Origin of the sequence: Paraburkholderia sp. BR10937 (assembly GCF_040965695.1) — a bacterium.
Classification (GTDB): domain Bacteria; phylum Pseudomonadota; class Gammaproteobacteria; order Burkholderiales; family Burkholderiaceae; genus Paraburkholderia.
On the sequence record NZ_JBFRCL010000009.1, the window covers coordinates 156,137 to 175,077 of the forward strand.

Consider the following 18,941-nt stretch of genomic DNA (forward strand, 5'->3'; position numbering starts at 1 on the left):
CATGAATCAGCCCATCCACTCGTCCCTGCTCACGCTCCCCGTGTTACGCGGCGTGCATCACACAGCGCGCCCCACCTGGAAGCTCGAGGAAACCGTGCATTTCTATCGCGACCTGCTCGGCCTCCCGCTCGTACATGCGATCTCCGCGCGCGGCTGGGGACCGGCCGATCACGCCGACTTCCTGCACTTCTTCTTCGACAGCGGCAACGGCAGCACGATTGCGTTCTTCTACTACATCGGCACCGAGCGCCCTGAACGGCTCGCGCCGAGCGATCACTACCAGGTGCGAGCAACGCATACCGCGTGGCAGGTCGCCGACGCGGTCGAGCTGGCCGCATGGCGCGCGCGTGTCGAGCAGGCCGGCATCGAGCTGCGCTATCAGGTACGCCACGAAGTGATTGAGTCGATCTATTTCAACGATCCGAACGGTTACCCGATCGAAATCACCTACCAGACACGCCCGTTCGACACGATCGACGCCGCGGACGCCACGCGCACCATCGAGGCGGCCATCGACCTGGAGCAGCGCGGCGCCGCCGGCGAACCGTTTGCCTCGATCGAGCCGGTATGGCAGCGCAAGGCAAGCCGCCTGCAGCTTTCCGGTGATGCCGGCGTCGCTTCGGTGTTCGTACTCGACGTCCCCGAATTCCGGCCGCTCGTCGACGCCGCGCGCGAATCGGGTACTTACCGCACCGCGGCGACCGGTGACGGCTATATCCGGATCGACGGCAATCCCGGCATCACGTTCACCCGCAAGGCGCTCGGCTTCAAGCCTGCGGTATGGTATGGCGCGCTCACAGGGGGCCTCGCGGGCCGCATCGAGCAGTTCGATACCGACCAACTCGTGATCAGCCCGGTGGTGCAGCCATGAACGTCGATATCGTAGGCGGCGGCCCGTCCGGCCTCTTTCTCGCCATCCTGCTCGCGCAGAACGCACCCGGCGTCGACATTGAGGTGTTCGAACAGAACGCACCCGACGCGACGTTCGGCTTCGGGGTCGTGCTCGCCGACACTGGACTCGCGCGCCTGAGCGACGCCGCCCCCGAGGTCTGCGGCGATCTGGTGAGGGCGATGAAGTTCAGCACGCAGCAAACGATCGTCAGCGCCGAGACGCCAATCACGGTGCAACGTCCGGGCCAGGGGGGCGGCGCGATCGCGCGGCTGCGGCTGCTCTCGATCCTGCAGGCGCACGCCAGGCGCCTTGGCATCCGCGTGACGTGGTCCTCACGCGTGCTCAATGTCGAGACGCTCGACGGTGACATCGTCGTTGGCGCCGACGGCATCAATTCGCTCGTGCGTGCGAGCGACGAAGCGGGCTTCGGCACGACCCGGCGCGATCTGAGCAACCACTTCGCATGGTTCGGCGTGCAAAAGGCGTTTGCGTGTCCCGCGCTGGTGTTCCGACGGTACGAAGGCGGCTATTTCGTCGCGCATTACTACCCGTACTCCGACGGCATGAGCACGTTCGTGGCCGAATGCGACGACCGCACGTGGCGCGATTTTGGCCTCGAACACACCAGCGCCGACGAACGCCGCGCGCTGTTCGAACGCGTCTTCGCACCCGAGCTTGCAGGCCACGGCCTCGTCTCGAACAACTCGATCTGGCGGCAATTCCCGGTCATCCGCAACGCGAACTGGTTCAGCGGCAATCGTGTGCTGATTGGCGATGCACTGGCCAGTGCGCACTTTTCGATCGGTTCAGGCACGCGCATCGCGATGGAAGACTCGATCGCACTCGCACAGTCCATCGCGGCACACGCGGACGACGCAGGGGCCGCGCTGCGCGCGTACACCGGGTTGCGTCGTGAAGCGAAGGATCGCCTGATCAGCGCCTCTGAGGCCTCGTATGAATGGTACGAGCAGGTCCGCGAATGGATGGATACGTACACGCCACATGAGTTCGTCTACCAGTTCATGACGCGCACTGGCCGTGTCGACGCCGCCCGTCTGCGCGAGCAGTATCCCGCGCTCATGCGTGAACTGGCGAGCGCGGGCGCGGTGCCGGCCGGCGAGGCGATGCCATGACGCAAAGCTACGAGTACGTGCTGAGCGACGCGCCGTTCGTCGTTCGGCGCACCGTGCGCTGGGGCGACTGCGATCCGGCAGGCGTCGTCTATACAGGGCGCTTCCCGGACTTTCTGCTCGGCGCTCTCGCGCTCTTCAAGGACCACATCGCGGGCGGTTCGGGCGAATCGCTCGGCCAGCCTTACGGCGTGGGTCTGCCCTGTCGCGGAATGACGTTCGACTTCGCGGGCACGCTCTGGCCCAACGACATCGTCGATCTCGAATGCTACGTCGGCGAGATCCGCACGCGCAGCTTCGACTTCCACTGCGAAGGCAGACGTCCGGGCGGCGAGCCGGTTTTCAATGCGCGCTTCTCGCCGATCTGCGTGCACGCCCACGTGCGCGAGAGCACGGACATTCCCGCGCCACTGCGCGCGATGCTGGCGCGCCACGCTCGCGCCGTCACAACGAGGTGAACCGCACATGAATTACCGCATCGGGCAGATCGTGCCCAGTTCGAACATCACGATGGAAAGGGAAATTCCGGCGATGTTCGCGTCGTACATGAACGACCATCCCGAACACATCTTCACGTTCCATTCGAGCCGCGTGCGCATGCACAAGGTGGTCGCCGAGGAGCTCGAACGCATGAACCGCGACATGGGCCGCTGCGCCATCGAGCTTGCCGATGCGCGCGTGGACGTGCTGAGCACGGCTTGCCTCGTCGCAATCATGTGCATGGGGCATGGCTACCATCGCACGGCTGCGCAGGCGCTACGCGAAGCCATCGACGCAAACGTCGCGCGGCCTGAAGTGATGACCTCGGCTGGCGCGCTCGTCGACGAACTCAAGAGCTTTGGTGCGAAGCGCGTTGCACTGATGGCGCCATACAGCGATGCACTTACGCGGCGTGTCGTCGAATACATCGAGGCGGAAGGTATCGAGGTTCAGGACGCGATCAACTTCTCGATCGAGGACAACCTCGACGTGGGCGCGCGCGACCCGCTCATGCTCCTCCACGATGTGAAGCGCCTCAATACACACGGCGTGGACACGGTCGTGCTTTCCGCCTGTGTGCAGATGCCGTCGCTGCCGGCACTGCAGCTCGCGCAACGTCAACTCGGTGTGCCAGTCACGTCCACTGCCGCTTGCACTGTGCGGCAGATGCTCAAGCTGCTAGAGCTCGAGCCCCAACTGAAAGGCGCTGGTGCTTACCTCGGCGACTGTCAAGGCCTCGACTGACTTTCACAGTTTCGATTTACCCAGCATTTTTTCCCAATGTCTGCGGAACCGGCCGGAGAGCCGCGCGCCGCCAACCATATCCAGAGCCATGAGGAGACACCTATGAGCGCAGCGCCAGTGGAGTCGGCACATTCCGGTGAGCCCGGGAAGTTACAACTCACCGCTATCGTTGCAGGGGCAGCGATCGGCATGGCTATAGGCTATGCGCCCGCGTTCAATGCAACCGCTGGTGTATTCGCACCCGCAATTCTGCGCGAATTCCATTGGACCCGGGAACAGGCGGCCATATCGTATGCGGCTTCGATGGCCGGGCTGGCGGCAGCGAGCCCGTTCGTCGGCATGTTGATGGATCGCTTCGGTGTAAAGCGCGTGATTCTTGTGTCCGCGATTGTGTTCAGTCTCGCCGTCGCGTGTATGGGCCTGCAGAGCGGAGCCATCGCCGCCTGGATCGCGCTCTCGCTGGTAATCGGCGTTTCGGGCGCAGCGACATCGGTTCTAGGCTATCTCGCGATCCTTCCACAATGGTTCGACAGGCGGCTCGGCCTGGCAACTGGTTGTGCAATGGTCGGACTCGGCGTGGGGGCCGCAGCCGCGCCAACGGTAACGCAGCACCTCATCGCTGCATTCCATTGGCGCCACGCATACCAGATCATTGCGTGTGTGTCTCTCGCGGGCTCCCTTCTCGCATGCGCATTGATCAAGGATCGAAAGAACACGCCTCGGACACCCCGGCACGAGCGCTTCCCAGACGGCACTGTCGCGGATCCTCGATTCTCAGCTCTTAAGCTCGGGACCATCGTCGCTGTAGCCTTTCTGGCATCAAGCGCCACACTCTCGCTCAATCCGCATTTGCCCGCACTGCTGACGGATCGAGGCCTGTCCTCCGGGTCAGCAGCTTATTGCGCTTCGCTCATCGGCGTGGGGATTCTCGTCGGACGGCTGCTTTCCGGCGTCCTCATCGATCATCTGCATGCACCATTTGTCGGAGCAGGATTCTTTCTCGCAGGCGCCGCGGGGTACCTGCTGCTCATGAACGCTGCATCGCTGAATTCCGCGCTATTCGCATGCGCTTGCATCGGCCTCGCGATAGGAGCCGAAGGCGATCTACTTTCCTATCTCGTTCGCGCCTATCTGGGACTGCGCCGCTTCGGGCTGCACTATGGGATTGCGTTCGCGGGCTATGCCTTCGGCGCTGTAGTTGGACCGCTCGTCGCCGGTCGCTATTTCGACCTGAACGGCAACTACGAGTTACCGCTGCGGCTCGCCCCGATGGTGCTCATCGTTGCCAGCGCGCTGCTTCTCTCACTCGGCAAATATCGCGCGCTGCAAAGCGGCCAGCCCGATGGTCAGCTTGTGAGGGCTGACAGTTGAAAGCAACGCGGCGCAAAGTGCCGTGACCGGTTGTGGTCGACCACGGAAGCAATCGGGAACAATGGGGGCGTGCGTACATCGCGCCCGCTTCCCTTCCTGTTACTTCGAGGCCAATCGCGGAAACAACCGCTCCGCGTTACCGCGATAGATTGCTTGCCGCGTGCTGATCACCCACACTCGGGCATCCCACCGTCGGCCACACATCCCCGCTCCTCACATGCGTATTTGTCTTCACGGCTTCCATGAAGAGCAGTCTATTACTCAGTTCTCCCTTGAGTGCGCGACAACCGATACGCCAGCAATTGCGCATTGCGCGACTTTCACTGGAGGGAGGAGATGCCACGACCTGCACTCTCGCGTAGGAGAGATCGTCTGCCAACCCGGCTATCGGGATTTTGACTTGAAGCGCACTTCTTGTTTGACTCACCGCGCCATCGCGGCACGCGACGAGCGCTTTCAGCGTGTCCGCGTGGCAAGCAATGCGATCCAGATGGTCGTTCGGCGGGCGTGTGGGCCCGCCCTCGATCATGTCGGCACTCTGCCGCGCGAGTTAGACCGCCATTTCGGCCTGTGGCCCGTTCTGCCAATCCCGAAGACCGCTTCCCTTCGCATGCCTTATCGATGCCAAGAGCGATGTATGAGCATTGGTTCTGGACCAGCGCACAATTACGACCTGCCCGCGAACGTCCAGAACCATTTTGCGTAGGGTACATGCAATGCGACGACGAGCAGACCCTCAATCGCACCGGCACTTCCCACCTTAAAACCCAGCGCCCAACTAGAACCGGTACCCGACAGAAACGAAACTCACAATCGGATCAATCTTTAGCTTGGTTGAACTTGTAACGGTTCCAAGCGAAGACCGTGTTGTGAGCGTTGCTCTCGTTGACAGCCAGGCATACGAAACGGAAACACCGACCGACCAATGTGAGTTGACGTTGTATGTCAATCCCGCGTTGACAATCGGTGCAAGTGAACTGCTGAGTGATACGGATGTCGGACCCTCCAGCTTCGCGCCGAGTGTTGGAGAAGCAAGAAATTGACCAGTGGCGATCGGACTGTTCAACTCGATGTTTTTGAACCAGACGTAGGTGACGCCCGCGCCGACGTAAGGACGCAGGCGTGCTGTCGGCTCGCCAAAATGGTATTGAGCCAGAATCGCAGGGCTCCAGACCCTTGCGCTGCCCAGATTGCCGAGCGCCGCAAGCGAACCCGTTCCGCTAAGTTGCAGCTTTGGTGGTACGCCAAGGAGGGTTTCGACCGCAATGTGATCCGTTACAAAATATGTGGCCGTGATGGCGAAGGTGTCAGCATCAGATACAGCCGCGCCACTGCCAGGGACCGTTGATGATGCACCGAGTGCATTTACCGTCAACGGCTGACTCGAGTCCTGAGGCGCGAGGTGAATCCAGCCAGCATTGAGCATCCATTGATTTGCCGATTGAGCATGTGCTCCCCCCGAAATTGCAAAGAGCGAAAAGAGTAAGGCCGAGCTGCTACGCTTCATATTGTCTCCAGTTAAGATCTTATAGAGAAGCGTCGTCCTGGCGACGCTTTGAAAAAATGCTGGAAACGAGCCACGTTCCGCCGTCAGCGTATCGGTCTCGACAGTGGCTTGTCCGTTGCCGTGGACTAACAAGGGCGTAACTTCCGGCGTTATTCGCGGAAGATTTCCTTAACGAACGGTTTAACTTAGTAATCCATAGTTACGTGGGCTAGCTGAAGCCCATAGTCAGACAGAAGATCGCCCTAGCGATTTCTTAGCTTGTCAATCAGTCTTACGCCTGCATTGGCCGCAGCGCGCTTCAGCGGTGCGAGTGAACTAACGTCCCGCGCACGCGCCGGAGCGACCACATCTCCCGCACTTACGAACCTCGGAAACAGATGCAGTGCGTTCGTGCGATCGATATCAGTACGCGCGCTAGCGTCCCAGACAGTAGAGTGCTCAAGTGTGTCGCGCTGCATTGCCGTTACGGGCGCTGGAGCGAACGGAAAATCGCTGCCAAAAAGGATCTGGGACGGTTCGACGAGTTCGCGCAATGCGGCCTGCGGATAGGCAGCAGGGGACAATGCCGTATCGAAGTAGAACTTGCGAATGTATGTCAGCATCCCGGCCGGTGCCTTCGACGCGACGTCCGGCATCAGGTTGGCAAGCGACAGCCGCCACGCGACGTAGGGGAGAAAGCCTCCAGCGTGGGCCAGAATCCAGCGAATATGCGGAAATCGCTCCAGCGTTCCGCTAAGGATAAGGTTGAGTGCCGCGCGTGTCGTATCGCAGAGAAATTCGATCAGGAACCCGGGTGCGTCCAGACCGAGCTCCTCGCTCGAGCGATGCAGATTCGGGTGGACAAAGACGACCGCCCGCCGGCGATCGAGCTCCGCCATCAATTCGTCAAACTGCGGGTCACCGAGAAATTTTCCCTCGGTGCTCCCAAGAAGGACAACTCCGTCCGCCTTCAGGACATCCAGCGAATAGACCGCCTCTTCACACGCATGCATCGTAAATGGCATCGGAAGCACCGCAAACGAGCCGAAGCGGTCTGGATCTTGATCGCGAATAGCCGCCGCATATTCATTACATTCGCGTGCAAACTTGCGTGCCTCCTCAACATCCCCGAAATAGACTCCGGGCGCCGAGACTGACAGCAGGGCGCTCTGGATCGAATTGGCGTTCATCACGTCCAACGACGCGCCGACGCTCCAGTCCGGAAGCGCTGCACCGGCTACCTTGTGCAAGCCATGCCTGGACATCGCCTGCCGATAGACAGGAGGGACAAAGTGATGATGAACATCGACGCGATTCACACCAATCTCCAACGTTTTCTACAACTGAGTTAACGCACAGGACCTAAAAGACCCAAGGCCTAAGCACGTGCCTTCGACAGGTCCAGTGCCACGTCGACAATCATGTCTTCCTGGCCGCCAACCATCCTCCGGCGCCCCAGTTCCACAAGAATGTCCACGGTCTTCAGGCCGAACTTCTCAGCGGCACGCTCCGCGTGACGCAGAAAACTCGAATACACACCTGCGTAGCCCAAAGCGAGCGTTTCGCGGTCTACGCGCACCGGCCGATCCTGGAGCGGGCGCACGATGTCGTCGGCTGCATCCATCAACTGGTAAAGATCAGTGCCATGATTCCAGCCCAGACGCGCGGCCGCCGCTATGAACACTTCAAGCGGTGCATTGCCAGCGCCTGCGCCCATCCCCGCGAGACTGGCATCCACACGATCGCAGCCCTCTTCAACTGCGACGATCGAATTCGCTACGCCAAGACTGAGGTTGTGGTGGGCATGAATGCCAGTCTGAGTTTCGGGATTCAGCACATCCTTGAATGCCCTCATCCGCTCCCGAATATCGCTCATGGTCATCGCTCCACCCGAGTCAACCACATAGCAGCAGGTCGCACCATAGCTCTCCATCAGCTTTGCCTGCCCTGCCAGTGCCTGGGGCGTTTGCATGTGACTCATCATCAGGAAGCCCACGGCTTCCATGCCGAGTTCACGTGCATAGTGAATGTGCTGCCGGGAAATGTCGGCCTCGGTGCAATGCGTGGCAACACGCACGATCCGGGCCCCGGCATCATAGGCAGCCCTCAGGTCGTGAACGGTCCCGATGCCGGGCAGCAGCAGCGTAGCGACCTTCGCGTGCTTGACCACGCTGGCGACTGCCGCAATCCACTCGACGTCAGTATGCGCGCCAAACCCATAATTGAAACTGCCGCCCTGGAGACCGTCGCCGTGCGCGACCTCGATCGAATCGACCCGCGCTGCGTCGAGCGCAATGGCGATCTGCTTTGCCTGCGCCACGCTGTACTGGTGGCGGATTGCGTGACTGCCGTCACGCAGTGTCACATCGGAGATGTAAATTTTCTTGTCCATCGGCGGAACTCAACTATGGTTGGCCAGCAAGCGGGCGGCGATCTTCTCCGCCGTTGTCCTGGCGGCGCTCGTCATGATGTCGAGGTTGCCTGCGTAGGCGGGCAGATAATGCGCAGCCCCCTCGACTTCGAGAAAGATCGAGGTCTTCAGGCCGACGATGCGCTCGCCGACACCGGGAATCCGCAACGCCTGATCGGCGTCGATCCGGTCGAACTGCACGCGCTGCTTCAGGCGATAGCCAGGGACATATGACTGCACTGCAGCCGCCATGCGCGCCACCGATTCCTCAATCTGGCTTTCGTCGGCATACTCGCTCAACGTGTACACCGTATCGCGCATGAGTAGCGGCGGCTCCGCGGGATTAAGCACGATGATGGCCTTTCCCCTGGCTGCGCCACCGACCGTCTCGATCGCCCTCGATGTCGTCTCGGTAAATTCGTCGATGTTGGCGCGCGTGCCGGGTCCCGCGCTTCGGCTGGAGATGGATGCGACGATTTCTCCATAGTGAACCTTCGCGACCTGGGACACTGCGGCGACCATCGGAATTGTGGCTTGACCACCGCAGGTCACCATGTTGACGTTGGGCGCGTCGAGATGGGACTCGCCGTTTACGACCGGAATGCAATACGGTCCGATGGCAGCCGGTGTCAGGTCGACGAAGCGGATGCCCGGCTTCAATGCGCGCAGGAATGCGTCATTGTGCGTGTGCGCCGAGGCCGACGTCGCGTCGAACACGATGTCAATGTCGGCGAACACGGGCATCCGGGCGAGTCCTTCGACACCCTCGTGCGTGGTGTCGACACCCATGCGTGCGGCGCGCTGCAATCCTTCCGAGGCAGCGTCGATGCCCACCATCGCGCCCATCTCGATGTGTTCGCCGTGACGCAGTACCTTGATCATCAGATCGGTGCCAATGTTGCCACTGCCAACGATGGCGACCTTCAGTTTGCTGTTCATTAATCCCGTCCTCAAAGCAGGCGGCAGTTGACGCCGCCGAGTGCGCCTATCTGCGCATGAATTACGTCGCCCTCGCCGAGCGGAACCATGGGGCCGAGCGCGCCGGAAAGTATGACGTCTCCCGCGCGCAGCATTTGCCCTCGACTAGCCATCGTGCGCGCGAGCCAGTAGACAGCGCGCAGCGGATGGCCAAGACACGCTGCGCCTGTTCCCGTGGATACAGTCTTCCCATCGCGGGTCATCGCCATACCCAGGTCGCCCAGCGACAACTGACCGATAGCGACCGGTTGATGACCAAGCACGTACAGACCACAGGACGCGTTGTCCGCAACGGTATCCTCGAGCGTAATGCGCCAGTCTGTGATAGCGCTGTCTACGATCTCCAGCGCTGGAACCGCGTATGCAAGCGACGAAAGCACCCTGGCGTAGGTTGGCGCGTCGTCTTCGATGTCGCGCCCGACCACGAAGGCCACCTCCGCTTCGATTTTCGGTTGCAGGAGGCGGCTCACTGGAACGTCGTCCCCGTCGAGATATTCCATATCGTCGAAGAGCACGCCGAAGTCCGGCTGGTCGACGCCCAGTTGGCGCTGTACCGCGACTGATGTGAGACCGATCTTCTTGCCGACGATGCGCCGGCCTTCGCCCGTTCGCGCGACGGCGTTTACTTCGGCGACAGCGTAGGCGGCCTCCAGACCGGCGATGCCAAACCGCGTGGAAACGGGATCGACGGGCGCGCGCGTTGCGCGCGCATTGCGCAGTGCGGCGGCCGCCGCATGAACGGCAGTATGATCAAGCGATTCAGACATGACAGGTACGTAAGGTAAGCAAGGTTCAGGCAGCTTTTGCAACAACGGGCACGCCCGCCGACGGGCATGAAACAACTCCGCGCGTGCCTGCCCGCATACCGAGCTGGTTGCGAAGTTCCGCGATCGTGCGATTGAGTTCGGTGACTGGGACCACGGCGAAGGTAAAGCGATCGGGCCTCAGAATCGCTACGGCTTCCTGACTGAAGCCAGCTTTGGCGAACCACGCGATCATATCTCCGTCGATATCCTCGACCTCCGTCGGTCCGCTCCGGTTGTCGCGCTCGACACCGCTGAGTCCCTGCGGCCGTGCGCCATAGGGATAGAGCGTGATCGCCTTCGCCGATAGCGCGCCTAGTGTCTCGGCAGATGACTCATCAATATGACGGTATGGATCAACGTTGAGTCCTACCAGCGAAAACCCATGGCCGAGAAGATCATCCATCCGTCGTCTCGAACCGTCGAACATGCGCACCACCGGCTGTGGTGCGAGCGCGCCCTCTGGCCCACGGCGGCGGCTGCGCGGCATACCGAGATAGGCGTTCTTTTTATAGACCGGCATCGGCTTGAAGCCACCATCCTGAAACCAGCGTCTTAGCGGGGGTACTGCCCGAATCACGGCGAGGGAAATATCGCGCAGCAACGTCGCGAAGAGATTCCTGGCCGAGACAACGTTCTTGAGCAGGACTGACGCGTCGATCATCGCCTTTGCGTGAGCGTGACGCTCCGACTGATAGGTATCCAGAAGCGAATCACCACCGAGGCCTCGCAGTAGCAGGTCGAGTTTCCAGCCAAGGTTATACGCATCCCGCACGCCCGAACTGGCGCCCTGTCCCATGAATTGGGGTGTCATATGCGCAGCGTCGCCCGCCAGAAGGATCCGGCCGTCCCGCCACTTTGCAGCGATCAATGCATTGAACGTATAAACAAGCTTGCGTTTGACGTTGAACTGGTCAGGATCGACGAACATGGAAAGATACTTCCGGACCGTTTCGGGTCTCTCCATGTTTTCCTTTGTTTCCCCAGGCATCAGCATGAACTCGAACCGGTGGAACCTGTCAGGTTGAACGCAGCTCACCACGGGCAGCTTTGGATCGACCACAAAATTGAAGTAAGGCAGATGACGTAACGCATCAGTACCTGCCTTGCGTTCAAGATCCACCACGAGCCATGGCTCCGGGAAACTCCGCCCGCTCATGTCAATGCCCAGCTTCGTACGCACGATGCTGCGCCCGCCGTCCGCGCCAACCATGTAGCGTGCGCGCACTGATCGGATGTCTGGATCGGCGTCGACGCGCATACGCGCATCGCTCATGTCGCTGAACCGGGCTTCACGCGTGGCCTGATGAACGACGCACACACCGCTTGAATCCTGTGAAAAATCGACGACTTCGCGCCCCCTTCGCACCTCGACGTTTGAGTAACGTGCAAGGGTTTTGGTCAGCGTCGTTTCCAGATACGGCTGGTAAAAGAAGTTGATGACTGGCCAGCCGAACGGCCGTTTGCGCGGCATGTACTGCGTGATCGGCGTGCCGTCCGGACGCACCAGTTGCACCGGTGTCTCCATCATCATTTGCGACTGCACCTCGTCGGCAACGTCGAGGTACTGGAAAATGCGCATGCATTCGTCGTCGGTGTACACCGCGCGGGCATTGCCGTAAAAGACCGGCTCGCGCTCCAGGACGACGACACGATGGCCGGCCCGTCCGAGCATATGCGCCAACACGAGGCCAGTGGGGCCCAATCCCACGATCGCGACATCGCAGGCATCGTCCAGATGCGCTACGCTCATGACTGCTCTCCTTGTACTGTGAACTCAGGGTGCATCAACGATGCAAGACCACGGCGCAAGCGCCCCAGTCTGACTCGCAGGCTCAGGTTTTCGGGACGATGCCCCCACAAGCTGATGCCCTGGTACGTCGTGGACTGCCATGTGCGCTCGTCCACCACGATCGGATTCCAACCCAGTTCGATTTCGAACCCGGACGGCGTTTGAACGTAGAAGGAAAGCTCACGGTCATTCGGATGCTGACCAATGGCATTGGCGATCGGATAACCCATTGCGCGGCACCGCAAATAGCCCTGTGTGACATCATCAAGCGATGCGCACTGAAGATTCATGTGGTGAATCTGGGTACGCAGTGGATTCAAGCGAAGACCGCGCGTCGATGCGGTCGCGAGCGAATGGTGACGTTCGTTCAATCGAAGGAACGCAAAGTCAAGACTCATACCGTCGATCCTGTCTTCGATTTCATCGGAAAGCCTCGCGTCGAAGACCTTTTTCCAGAACGCCTGCATCGCTTCCGGCTGGCGCGTTGTGATTGCGACGTGCCCCATGCCGGCGGCTCCCGTCACGAAGCCGCTCGCTTTCATCTGCAACGGCAGGTCGCTGCGCAGTGCTTGCGTGAATAACTCCGTGCGTAGCTTCTTGGGACCGGCGAAGTACCAGAATCTGTGCACGCCTCGCAGGACGGCCTCTTGCGGGCTGCCCTCCTGGACCTTGATGCCGTACACCGCAAGACGCTTGCACGCAAGTTGCAGCGCATCTTCGTCGTCGAGTTGCCAGCCGATTGCGATCACGTCTTCCGCGACGCCTTCGCGAATGATCAAACGCCGCTGATGCGAATCGATGCGGCAAGCGAGCACTTTCGGCTCCAGGACATCGACGTGTAGTCCGAGTCCCTCGCCGACGAACTTTCGCCATTCTGCTAGCCGTGTCGATTCGGCCAGCAGGTAACCCATACGAACACGCCCGAACAGGCTTTTGGGCAAACGGCTTGGACTGGAGATGTTTGGCATGGCAACAAGCTCCGGGCTACCGCTTGCGGGAAACTTGCGCCCCGGCGTTGTCCTGTGCCAGGAACGCGAGCACGACTGCATTGAACTCGGCGGCTCGCTCCCATTGCACCCAGTGACCGGTCTTGCTGAACAGATACACATCGCAGTTCGGCAGGCGACGCTGCAGCGAATGCGCGCCGCTCGGCCGGTTGACCTTGTCCTCAGTGCCCCACAACACCAACGTGGGATTCTGCATTGACGACAGGCGCGGATCACGTGTGAAGTCGATCTTTCTAAACTGCGGAATGCCCTTGGGCCCGAGCAAAGGCGGGCTTGCAACGACCTCCGGGTCGATGCTCGACTGATACCGCTCCCGGATCACCGCTTCGGGAACAAGGCTGCCGTCATAGGTCAGGTCGCCGCGGATAAATGTCGTGAGCTTCTGGAGCGTCGGCCCTTCGCCCTTGTAGTAGTTCAATAGCCGTTTGAGACCCGGCGTGGGAAGTTGACGAGTCGTATCCACGCCGCCCGGCCCCATCAGAACGAGCCGGCCAACTGCCCAGGGGCGCTCCAACGCCATGCGCAGGGCACAGGCGCCACCGAGCGAATTGCCGATCAGGTGGGCCTGCGCGATGCCTAGCGCATCCAGCATCCCCAGCATGCCGGCTGCCAGATCCCCAAACGGGTCGCCACGATCGACGCCCTTGGTCGACTTCCCGTAACCGGGCATGTCGGGCACGAGAACCCGGAAATGACGGGCGAGGACTTCCATGTTCCTCGAGTAGTTGGAAACGCCCGAAGCACCGGGACCGCCCCCGTGCAGCATCAGCACGACAGGGCCGTGGCCAGCCTCTGTCAGAAAGATACTTCGACCGCCGACCTGGACGGTGCGTTGGCTCATTGCAATTGCGGTAGTTGGGGCGTCCATGTGTGTCAACCGGTCCGGGTAGTTAGCTTGATATCGCTCATTGTATTGAGATATCTGTCATTATGACAATATTCTCGTTTTCCCTGGACGAGTGGCGGTGCGTGCGCCGTCCGCACCGTATAATCAGCACCATGAGTGAACACACGACCACTGACCACAGGCCCCGGGTTGCAGCGGAACGACGGGAACGTATGCGCGCGCGGCTGATCGAGAGCGCGATGCTGGTCTTTGCGGAAAAGGGCGTCGGCGCCAGCGTGATCCAGGAGGTCATCGCAGCGGCCGAGGTCTCGCAAGGGACGTTCTATAACTACTTCCGGACGAACGAGGAGCTCCTCGACGCCGTGACGCAGGAACTCAACGACGAACTGCTTCGCCTGATCGAGATTGAAGTAGGTTCATATGATGATCCCGCGCGACGAATCGCCTGTGGCGTGCGGATGTTTCTGCACGCGGCACGCACTTACCCGCTCCTTGCGCGCTTTATCTGCGCGGCCGGATTGCACGCCGCAGGACCAAGTAGCCTGATCTACGTCTATCTGCCCCCTCACATTGAGCAGGGACTGGCAACGGGGCGATTCCGGGACGTCACGGTCGAAGTGGCGCTCGATTTGATCGCAGGTACGGCGCTGGCGACAATAAAGCGCTTTGCAGAAGATGGCGCAGCGAGTGAGCAAACCGAGCAGGCAGTCGCCGCCATTCTCCGTGGCCTTGGGGTCAGCCGGTCGGGCTCCCAGGCGCTCGTGCGCGGCGAACTGGAGGCGATTGCGGTACCGCTCAACTCTCTTCTCGAACGCGGACACGCAAGGATGTTGAACAAACTCAAGTGACGTCCCGTTGAAGTCACTTCGGATCTCACTGCAGGCCGGATGTCTGGGCAACATCGTGTCCTGCGGCTCGGATTGGCGCTTCGAGCGAAGCGCAAGCCCCCTGGAACTGCTGGAATGATGGTTGCTCTGTCGTTGCAAGCCTGAATGCGGAGACAGCCTCGTCAAGCCTGCTGGCCTGCTCTTCGAGCGTACGTGCGGCAGCTGCTATCTGCTCGACAAGGGCGGCGTTCTGCTGCGTTGCCTCGTCCATCTGCACCACGGCATGACTGACCTGTTCGATGCCCCGGCTCTGCTCGTCTGAAGCCGCAGCGATCTGCGCCACCATACCCGAAACCCGCTCGATCGCCTGCTTCACCTCCGCCATCGTCGCACCGACTTCCGCGGCCTGAGTCGCACTCCCATGAATCAAGCTCACCGATGAGCCGATCAACGCCTTGATTTCTCGCGCTGCGGCGGCCGAGCGCTGTGCCAGGCTGCGCACCTCACTCGCCACGACCGCAAATCCCCGGCCTTCCGCGCCGGCCCGCGCCGCTTCTACAGCGGCATTCAACGCCAGGATATTGGTCTGGAATGCGATATCCTCGATCACGGCTGTAATTTCGGAGATCCGCCCGGAGCTATCCCTGACTCTCCCGATCGACTGGATCATCGACTGTACCGCGTCATTGCCCGCGTCAGCGACATTGGTCGCCCGCGTCGCGAGCATTTCGGCCTGCCTCGCGTTCTCGCTGTTTTGCTTCACCGTCTGGGTAAGCTGCGTCATGCTCGCTGCCGTCTCCGCAAGCGCGACCGCCTGTTCCTCAGTACGTGCTGAGAGATCCGCGTTGCCATCCGCGATTTGCGAGCTGGCGATGGAGACGCTTTGAGCATTGCTTCGTACAGCCGCGACGCTCTTCGCCAGACTATGCCGCATGAACTCGAGTGCTGCGAGCAAAAGACCAGTCTCATCCCGCGACGACGCGTGGACCGGCGCGCTCAAGTCACCGTCGGCGACCCTGTGCGCGACGCTCAGGGCTTCCTTCAATGGTTCGGTGATCGAGGGTGTCGCAAACCACGCCAGGCTTGCGCCAACAACCAGCGCAAGCGCCAGAACGCCCCAGACGACGACGCTCGTCTGCGCATAGGCTTGCTTCGCGTCCGCTGCGCCTTTCTGCGCTGCGGCCTCCTCAAACTGACTCATCGCCCTCTGCGCCGCCTCTGCCCTACCTTGTGCGTCGTTGCGATCGCCAAGCAGCAGCGCCGTTGCGTCCTGCGTCCTGCCCCCAAGCGCCAGCGCGACAGCGTCATTTACAAAGCCGGAGTAGTCGGACTGGGTCGATCTGACAGCAGCCAGCAGTGCGCGGCCTTCGTCCGTACCGACGAGATTGTCTAGCGCCCCCAACTGCGCCTTGATTCCGGCAGCGTCCTGGTCGAACGATACCTTGTCCCGTGCGCGCTCATTTTCGTCCGGTGAAAGGATGATTCTCAGGGCAAGGCGCCCCTGATCCGTTTGCAGTTGTGAAATCCGCACAGCCGCGAGCGCCTTCGGATAGAGAACGTTCGCGATCCGATCCGTGGACTGGTGCTGGCTGCGCAGGTTCGCAAGACCAACCGCGTCGACGAATATCAGTAGCAGCAGAAAGACGCAAAATCCCCCCCAAAGCTTGATTCCGATCTTTAGATTCTTCACTTCGGTCTCCCCCCGGGCAGACAGCGACGCCATCCCAGGCACACGCAGCGCGCCCACACGTAGTTTTCTGATTCCCTGCAGGCCACTTGCTGCGGGTCGCGTTGCGAATGCCAGCGCCTTAACGAAACACTGGAACGGCTCCCGACGCGGTTCGTCGGTCCCCCTGCTCCTTCATCACGCGGGCCAGCTCGGCAATGCGGGATTCACCTGCCAAAAGTGCTTCGATAGACGTGTGAACCGAATAACGGCCGAGACACAACGCATAGGGATGCGGGATGGCTGAGCCCAGGACAAAAACGGCGTCGTCCTGTCCTTCGGCTTGAAGCGTGATGGGCTCTTCTCCCTCCTTGAACAGCAACATTTCCCCTGCCTTGACTGGGGCACCCGCGTGCAAGGCGCCTTTGGCCAGCGCCAACCACCCGATGGAGTGACCCGCAGGCGGGCGGTAAACCCAGCGTTCGCCGACCCGCAGGGTAACCAGGAGATAGTTGATCCCAGCCGGCGCCGGCACGGGACTCGAAACCCCTTCATAACAGCCGATGACGACGTGCGCGGGGCCGACACGTGGTATGTCGCCGGCATCAACATAGCAACATTCGGGTGCCGCCTGTTCGAGCATCGGCGACAAAGCGAGCCAGAGCTGGAATCCCTTTACGCGTGATACGTCCTCAGGTGGCGACATTTCCTTGCCGTGCCAGACACCGCCACCAGCACGCATCCACTCTACGCCGCCATAGCCGATTGTTCCGGAACCGATGGACGGGTCTTCCCAGAGGAGCCGACCTTCAGTGAGCACTGTTACCGTGGCTACGCCCGAATGAGGATGAAGTGGCATGCCACCTCCAGCGGCCATCGCCTTCAGCATCGCGTGCTCGAAGTCGAAGATGTCCAGAAATACGAATGGCTTCAGAACCTGCCCAAGATCGGATGGACTCATCAACCGCACAATAGGTCCACTGCCGTGTCCTCGAGTGCGGTGTGCGATACCCCTTGGCGCGGTATCTGTAACGTCCTTGGGGCCCGCGGCCTCCACAGACAGCGCCTCTTTCTTGTTCATGGCTTTATTCATAGTCGTTGCCCCGCCTGCAAAGTTTCCATGCGACAGAATTGAACTGCGATTACCAGCGACGCGCGCCTTGCCAAACGAATCTTTCAGTGTCGCTGCCCGCGTAGTCGGGATCGAGATAGATATGCATGCGTCTGATCAGTCCGTCGGTATCAAACTCGTAGATGCTGCAGAAGCGCCCACCAGGTGTCTTGCCGCCAAACCAGAAAGAACCATCGTGATACGTACCCTCCGTCGTCCCTTCAGCGATGACAAAGTTCTCTCCCTCGAAAAATCTCATCGTCTCAATATCATGGGTGATCGTTCTGACCGTGCCCAGCAGCCCCTGAATGAATCCTGCAAATTCCACTCTCCCGCGTCCGAGACCGAACTTCGGAAAATAAAACTCGAAGTCATCCGAAAACAGCTCAAGCACGTCAGCGCGACCAGCGTCGGAGCGGATGAAGTACTCCTTCACGGTTCTGACGTTCTTCGATTCGCCTAGAGATTCAGACATGGCTAATGCTCCTTAAGAATACTGAGAACGCGTCACAGCGCAGAAAGATCCGGATTGCGTCAAACCGCTATCCTCTCTTATTGCGGCTTTTGATCGCACGGACGTTCAGCAATCGAGTGCTTTCAAGCGTGGGAAAGCGGGACCGGTTTGATTTCTGGACGTCCACCACACCTAGAATCGATAGCCGATCGACAAAAAGCTGATGAACGGATTGATTTTCACCTTCGCGGTTGTTGTCACTGTGCCCACTGCTGACCGGGTGGTGAGCGTTGCTCTTGTCGATAGCCACATATAGGAAAGTGAAATACCCACCGACCAGTGCGAATTGATGTTGTACGTCAGCCCGGCATTGACGAGCGGTGCGACCGAACTGCTCAGGGAAGCCGAAGTCGGCCCTTCGAGTGCCTTGCCGAGCATCGGCGAATAGAGCATCTGGCCGCTCGCCACGGGTTGGCTAAGCTGAATATCCCGGTACCACACATACGCCGCACCTGCGCCGATGTAGGGCCTGAAATGTGATGACGGATCGCCGAAGTGATACTGGAGCTGCAGTGCGGGACTCAACACACGAGCCGTGCCCAATTCTCCCAGTTGGGCAATTGATCCGGTTCCGCTCATCTGCAACTTGGGCGGCACGCCGAGGATCCCTTCCAGAGCAATGTGGTCGGTGAAGAAGTATCTGGCGGTGAGAGCAAACGTGTCGGAGTTGCCAACCGACGCCCCACTACCCGGAATCGAGCCCGACTGCACGAGTGCGCTCACCGTCAAAGGTTGACTCGAATCCTGTGGCGCCATATGCAACCACCCAGCGTTGACGACAAACTGTCCGGCCGACTGTGCGTGGGCAGCCGATATCGATGCTATTGAAAGAACAATTGCCTGGCTAATGCGTTTCATGATGTCTCCACGTTTTATAATATGT

The 18,941-nt window shown here is 60.5% G+C and carries 18 protein-coding genes; 6 read left to right on the forward strand and 12 right to left on the reverse strand.

Annotated features, from left to right (window positions below):
- The first annotated feature begins 1 nt into the window (after window position 1).
- The 5 genes from AB4Y44_RS10290 to AB4Y44_RS10310 all read left to right on the forward strand — a co-directional run bounded on the left by AB4Y44_RS10290 (window position 2) and on the right by AB4Y44_RS10310 (window position 4,617).
- The gene (locus tag AB4Y44_RS10290; RefSeq protein ID WP_368699431.1) at window positions 2-871 is read left to right on the forward strand and encodes a VOC family protein; all 870 of its coding nucleotides are present in this window, start codon (window positions 2-4) and stop codon (window positions 869-871) included.
- A complete protein-coding gene (locus AB4Y44_RS10295) occupies window positions 868-2,025 on the forward strand; it encodes an FAD-dependent monooxygenase (RefSeq protein ID WP_368699432.1) in 1,158 nt (385 codons plus the stop codon). The genes AB4Y44_RS10290 and AB4Y44_RS10295 overlap by 4 nt, the downstream gene beginning before the upstream one ends.
- On the forward strand, window positions 2,022-2,480 hold the full coding sequence (locus tag AB4Y44_RS10300; RefSeq protein WP_368699433.1) for an acyl-CoA thioesterase: 459 nt from the start codon (window positions 2,022-2,024) through the stop codon (window positions 2,478-2,480). Before AB4Y44_RS10295 ends, AB4Y44_RS10300 begins: the two co-directional genes overlap by 4 nt.
- Window positions 2,481-2,487: 7 nt before the next feature.
- Entirely contained in the window at window positions 2,488-3,246 is a 759-nt protein-coding gene (locus tag AB4Y44_RS10305) for an Asp/Glu racemase (protein WP_368699434.1), read from the forward strand.
- 102 nt (window positions 3,247-3,348) lie between these two features.
- A complete protein-coding gene (locus tag AB4Y44_RS10310) occupies window positions 3,349-4,617 on the forward strand; it encodes an MFS transporter (RefSeq protein ID WP_368699435.1) in 1,269 nt (422 codons plus the stop codon).
- A gap of 778 nt (window positions 4,618-5,395) precedes the next feature.
- Here the strand turns inward: AB4Y44_RS10310 and AB4Y44_RS10315 are convergent.
- The 8 genes from AB4Y44_RS10315 to AB4Y44_RS10350 form a co-directional block, all read right to left on the reverse strand.
- On the reverse strand, window positions 5,396-6,124 hold the full coding sequence (locus AB4Y44_RS10315; protein ID WP_368699455.1) for an OmpW family protein: 729 nt from the start codon (window positions 6,122-6,124) through the stop codon (window positions 5,396-5,398).
- A gap of 242 nt (window positions 6,125-6,366) precedes the next feature.
- Entirely contained in the window at window positions 6,367-7,422 is a 1,056-nt protein-coding gene (locus AB4Y44_RS10320; protein ID WP_368699436.1) for an amidohydrolase family protein, read from the reverse strand.
- Window positions 7,423-7,481: 59 nt separating this feature from the next.
- A complete protein-coding gene (dmpG, locus tag AB4Y44_RS10325) occupies window positions 7,482-8,495 on the reverse strand; it encodes a 4-hydroxy-2-oxovalerate aldolase (protein ID WP_368691702.1) in 1,014 nt (337 codons plus the stop codon).
- A 9-nt stretch (window positions 8,496-8,504) separates the two neighbouring features.
- Window positions 8,505-9,452: an acetaldehyde dehydrogenase (acetylating) gene (locus AB4Y44_RS10330; RefSeq protein ID WP_368691701.1), complete on the reverse strand. Its 948-nt coding sequence runs from the start codon at window positions 9,450-9,452 to the stop codon at window positions 8,505-8,507.
- A gap of 11 nt (window positions 9,453-9,463) precedes the next feature.
- Complete coding sequence (locus AB4Y44_RS10335; protein WP_368691713.1) at window positions 9,464-10,258, reverse strand: 2-keto-4-pentenoate hydratase; 795 nt, start codon at window positions 10,256-10,258, stop codon at window positions 9,464-9,466.
- Window positions 10,259-10,283: 25 nt separating this feature from the next.
- A complete protein-coding gene (locus tag AB4Y44_RS10340; RefSeq protein ID WP_368691700.1) occupies window positions 10,284-12,047 on the reverse strand; it encodes a bifunctional 3-(3-hydroxy-phenyl)propionate/3-hydroxycinnamic acid hydroxylase in 1,764 nt (587 codons plus the stop codon).
- Window positions 12,044-13,054 carry a VOC family protein gene (locus tag AB4Y44_RS10345; RefSeq protein ID WP_368691699.1) on the reverse strand — a complete coding sequence of 337 codons (1,011 nt, stop codon included), beginning with the start codon at window positions 13,052-13,054 and terminating at the stop codon, window positions 12,044-12,046. Before AB4Y44_RS10345 ends, AB4Y44_RS10340 begins: the two co-directional genes overlap by 4 nt.
- A gap of 16 nt (window positions 13,055-13,070) precedes the next feature.
- Entirely contained in the window at window positions 13,071-13,934 is an 864-nt protein-coding gene (locus AB4Y44_RS10350; protein ID WP_368699437.1) for an alpha/beta fold hydrolase, read from the reverse strand.
- A gap of 218 nt (window positions 13,935-14,152) precedes the next feature.
- Between AB4Y44_RS10350 and AB4Y44_RS10355 the strand changes: the two genes are divergently transcribed.
- A complete protein-coding gene (locus AB4Y44_RS10355) occupies window positions 14,153-14,788 on the forward strand; it encodes a TetR/AcrR family transcriptional regulator (protein ID WP_368691697.1) in 636 nt (211 codons plus the stop codon).
- A 25-nt stretch (window positions 14,789-14,813) separates the two neighbouring features.
- Here the strand turns inward: AB4Y44_RS10355 and AB4Y44_RS10360 are convergent, their stop codons facing one another.
- The 4 genes from AB4Y44_RS10360 to AB4Y44_RS10375 all read right to left on the reverse strand — a co-directional run bounded on the left by AB4Y44_RS10360 (window position 14,814) and on the right by AB4Y44_RS10375 (window position 18,916).
- Window positions 14,814-16,457 carry a methyl-accepting chemotaxis protein gene (locus AB4Y44_RS10360; protein ID WP_368699438.1) on the reverse strand — a complete coding sequence of 548 codons (1,644 nt, stop codon included), beginning with the start codon at window positions 16,455-16,457 and terminating at the stop codon, window positions 14,814-14,816.
- Between the two features lie 118 nt (window positions 16,458-16,575).
- Window positions 16,576-17,514 carry a pirin family protein gene (locus tag AB4Y44_RS10365; protein ID WP_368691694.1) on the reverse strand — a complete coding sequence of 313 codons (939 nt, stop codon included), beginning with the start codon at window positions 17,512-17,514 and terminating at the stop codon, window positions 16,576-16,578.
- A 61-nt stretch (window positions 17,515-17,575) separates the two neighbouring features.
- Complete coding sequence (locus AB4Y44_RS10370; RefSeq protein ID WP_368691693.1) at window positions 17,576-18,019, reverse strand: nuclear transport factor 2 family protein; 444 nt, start codon at window positions 18,017-18,019, stop codon at window positions 17,576-17,578.
- Window positions 18,020-18,190: 171 nt separating this feature from the next.
- Entirely contained in the window at window positions 18,191-18,916 is a 726-nt protein-coding gene (locus tag AB4Y44_RS10375; protein WP_368699439.1) for an OmpW family protein, read from the reverse strand.
- Window positions 18,917-18,941: the final 25 nt, after the last annotated feature.